Annotated in this window: 3 protein-coding genes; all 3 read left to right on the forward strand. The window is 72.4% G+C overall.

From position 1 onward, the window contains the following. Window positions 1–485 precede the first annotated feature (485 nt). The gene (locus AOK22_RS06280) at window positions 486–1,517 is read left to right on the forward strand and encodes a LacI family DNA-binding transcriptional regulator (protein WP_055697570.1); all 1,032 of its coding nucleotides are present in this window, start codon (window positions 486–488) and stop codon (window positions 1,515–1,517) included. Then, a complete protein-coding gene (locus tag AOK22_RS06285; RefSeq protein ID WP_055697571.1) occupies window positions 1,514–3,055 on the forward strand; it encodes a sugar ABC transporter ATP-binding protein in 1,542 nt (513 codons plus the stop codon). The genes AOK22_RS06280 and AOK22_RS06285 overlap by 4 nt, the downstream gene beginning before the upstream one ends. Beyond that, window positions 3,045–4,169: ABC transporter permease (locus AOK22_RS06290; protein WP_244164702.1), on the forward strand; the 1,125-nt coding region annotated here is incomplete at its 3' end. The genes AOK22_RS06285 and AOK22_RS06290, both read left to right, overlap by 11 nt.

Genomic DNA, 4,169 nt, shown 5'->3' on the forward strand with positions numbered 1-4,169 from the left:
GGGCAGGCGTTCCGCACGGCGGAACGGGTGGGCACAGCCCACGGTGCCGGGTGGCGAGAGGTGTGGCTCCCGCCCCGGTGCAGGCGGGGTAGGCGCGCGGTGCCGGGTGCGGGCCGTCCCCGCTGTGGGCAGGCGTTCCGCACGGCGAGTGGGGCATCCCCTGCTCGAGCGGAGCCGAGAGCTTGGGGAAGGGTGGGCACAGCCCCCGGCGCCGGGCAGCGATAAAGGAGGCACCAGCCCCGGCGCAGGCGGACACGCCCCCGGCGCAGAGCGGCGATAGAGGAGGCGCCAAGCCCGGTGCAGGCGGGCACGGGCCCCGGTGCCGGGCGGCAAGAAGTGTGGCCCCAGCCCCGGCGCAGCCGGACCGGCCCCCTCGGTCACAATCAGGTCTCGCTCGAAGCGAAGATCCGCCCATCCCTTGCCACACGCCCGTGTAATCGTTTCCAATCCTCGTGTAATCGATTCCACGAGGAGGTGGACCGACGATGGCCCCGAGTTCGGTGAGCATCAAGGACGTCGCGGCCGAGGCCGGCGTCTCCGTGGCCACCGTGTCGCGCGTGCTCAACAGCCACCCCTCCGTCAGCCCGGCGTCCCGCGCCCGCGTGCTCGCCGCCGTCGAGGCGCTCGGCTACCGGCCCAACGCCGTCGCCCGCTCCCTGCGCACCGACCAGACCCGCACCCTCGGCCTGGTCATCAGCGACGTGCTCAACCCGTACTTCACGGAGCTGGCCCGCTCCGTCGAGGAGGCGGCCCGCGCGCTCGGCTACAGCGTGATCATCGGCAACGCCGACGAGCGGCCCGAGCTCCAGGACCACCACGTACGGACCCTCCTGGACCGGCGCATCGACGGGCTCCTCGTCTCCCCCACCGACGGCGGCTCCCCGCTGATGCTGGACGCCGCGCGCGCCGGGACCCCGATGGTCTTCGTCGACCGGTGGATCCCGGGGCTCGACGTGCCCGTCGTCCGCTCCGACGGGCGGCAGGCCGTCCGTGACCTCGTCGGCCATCTGCACGGGCTCGGCCACCGCAGGCTCGCCATCATCGCGGGCCCGGCCGCCACCACCACCGGCAGCGAGCGCGTCGAGGCCTTCCGCGACGCGCTGCGCGAGCACGGCACCGCCCTGCCCGACGCCTACATCGGCCAGGGCGACTTCCAGGCCGACAGCGGCCGCCGCGCCACCGAGCGCTTCCTCGCCCTGCCCGAGCCGCCCGAGGTCGTCTTCGCCGCCGACAACCTGATGGCGCTCGGCGCCCTCGACGCGATCCGCGCCCACGGCCTGCGCGTGCCGCACGACATCGGGCTCGCGGCCTTCGACGACATCCCGTGGTTCGTGCACACCGACCCGCCGGTCACCGCGATCGCCCAGCCGACCGGCGACCTCGGCCGTGCCGCCGTGCACGCGCTGGTCGACCGCATCGAGGGGCGCAGCCCCCGGTCCGTGACCCTGCCCGCCCGGCTCGTCGTACGGCGTTCCTGCGGCGAGCCCACCCCCGTTGAGGAAGGGAGCAACCCGTGAGCAGCCAGGAAGAGTTGCTGCGCATCGAAGGCATCCGCAAGACGTTCCCCGGCGTCGTCGCGCTGGACTCCGTCGACTTCGATCTGCGGCGCGGGGAGGTGCACGTCCTGCTCGGCGAGAACGGCGCGGGCAAGAGCACCCTCATCAAGATGCTCTCCGGTGCCTACCGGCCCGACGGCGGACGCATCGTCGTGGACGGCGAGGAGGTCCGCATCCACGGCGCGCAGGACGCCGAGCGGCTCGGGATCGCCACCATCTACCAGGAGTTCAACCTCGTCCCGGACCTGACCGTCGCCGAGAACATCTTCCTGGGGCGCCAGCCGCGCCGCTTCGGGATGATCGACCGCAAGGCGATGGAGGCCGACGCCGAGGTGCTGCTGCGCCGCGTGGGCGTGCGGGTCTCGCCGCGCGCCAAGGTGCGCGAACTGGGCATCGCCCGGCTGCAGATGGTCGAGATCGCCAAGGCGCTGAGCCTGGACGCGCGCGTGCTCATCATGGACGAGCCGACCGCCGTCCTCACCTCGGAGGAGGTCGACAAGCTCTTCCGGATCGTGCGCACGCTGCGCGAGGACGGCGTCGGCATCGTCTTCATCACCCACCACCTGGAGGAGATCGCGGCCCTCGGCGACCGCGTCACCGTGCTGCGCGACGGCCGCAGCGTCGACCAGGTGCCCGCGTCGACCGACGAGGACGAGCTCGTACGCCTCATGGTGGGGCGCAGCATCGACCAGCAGTATCCGCGCGAACGCCCCGACACCGGCGCGCCGTTGCTGCGCGTCGACGGTCTCACCCGCGACGGCGTCTTCCACGACGTCAGCTTCGAGGTGCGGGCCGGCGAGGTCGTCGGGCTCGCGGGGCTCGTCGGCGCGGGGCGCACCGAGGTGGCGCGCGCCGTCTTCGGCGCCGATCCCTACGACACGGGCACCGTCGACGTACACGGCGAGCGGCTGCCCCGGCACGACGTGAACGCGGCGATGGGCGCGGGCATCGGTCTGGTCCCCGAGGACCGCAAGGGCCAGGGCCTGGTCCTCGACGCCTCCGTGCAGGAGAACCTCGGTCTGGTGACGCTGCGTTCGGCGACCCGCGCCGGACTCGTGGACCTCAAGGGGCAGCAGCGGGCCGCCGCGCGGATCGCCGAGCAGCTCGGGGTGCGGATGGCCGGGCTCGGCCAGCATGTGCGCACCCTCTCCGGCGGCAACCAGCAGAAGGTCGTCATCGGCAAGTGGCTGCTGGCCGACATCAGGGTCCTCATCCTCGACGAGCCGACGCGCGGCATCGACGTCGGCGCGAAGGTCGAGATCTACCAGCTCATCAACGAACTGACGGCCGCCGGACACGCGGTCCTGATGATCTCCAGCGATCTGCCCGAGGTGCTCGGCATGAGCGACCGGGTGCTGGTCATGGCACAGGGCCGGATCGCCGGTGAACTCGCCGCCGAAGAGGCCACCCAGGACGCGGTGATGGCGCTCGCCGTCAGCACCACGGCCGCACAGAACGACGAAGCAAGCGAAGAAGCGGAGGGCTCCCGTGGCCACTGAAACCGTGAAGCGCGACGCGGGTGGCGCACCGACGCTCCGCCGCGTCCTGCTCGACAACGGCGCGCTCAGCGCCCTGATAGTCCTGGTCGTGGCGATGTCGCTGCTCTCCGGCGACTTCCTGACCACCCAGAACCTCCTCAACGTCGGTGTGCAGGCCGCCGTGACCGCGATCCTGGCGTTCGGCGTCACGTTCGTGATCGTGTCGGCGGGCATCGACCTGTCGGTCGGTTCGGTGGCCGCCCTTTCGGCCACTGTCCTTGCCTGGACGGCGACTTCGGAGGGCCTGCCGGTCTGGCTCGCGGTCGTGCTGGCCGTCGCCACCGGCATGGCGTGCGGATTCGTCAACGGCCTGCTGGTCTCGTACGGGAAACTGCCGCCGTTCATCGCGACGCTCGCGATGCTCTCGGTGGCGCGCGGCCTGTCCCTGGTGATCTCGCAGGGCAGCCCGATCGCGTTCCCCGACTCGGTCTCGCACCTCGGCGACACGGTCGGCGGCTGGCTGCCGGTCCCGGTGATCGTGATGGTCGCGATGGGCCTGGTGACGGCGGTCGTCCTGGGCCGTACGTTCATCGGCCGCTCCATGTACGCCATCGGCGGCAACGAAGAGGCGGCCCGTCTGTCCGGGCTCCGCGTCAAGCGGCAGAAGCTCGTCATCTACGCCCTGTCGGGGCTGTTCGCGGCCGTCGCGGGCATCGTGCTCGCCTCCCGTCTCGTCTCCGCGCAGCCGCAGGCCGCGCAGGGCTACGAACTCGACGCGATCGCCGCGGTCGTCATCGGCGGCGCGAGCCTCGCGGGCGGTGTCGGCAAGGCGTCCGGCACGCTCGTCGGCGCGCTGATCCTCGCGGTGCTGCGCAACGGCCTCAACCTCCTTTCCGTGTCGGCGTTCTGGCAGCAGGTCGTGATCGGCGTGGTCATCGCGCTCGCGGTCCTCCTGGACACGCTGCGCCGGCGGGCCGGGGCGACGCCGGGGGCGTCCTCCGGGGCGTCCGGGGGCGTGCGCGGCAAGGGGCCGCAGGCGGTGAAGTACGCGGTCGCCGCCGTGGTCGTGGCGGCCGTGGTCGGCGCGGTGTCCTTCTTCAACCAGGGCTCGTCGGGCACGACCACGAAGATCGGC

The sequence above is a fragment of the Streptomyces silaceus genome, assembly GCF_001419745.1.
Lineage (GTDB): Bacteria > Actinomycetota > Actinomycetes > Streptomycetales > Streptomycetaceae > Streptomyces > Streptomyces silaceus.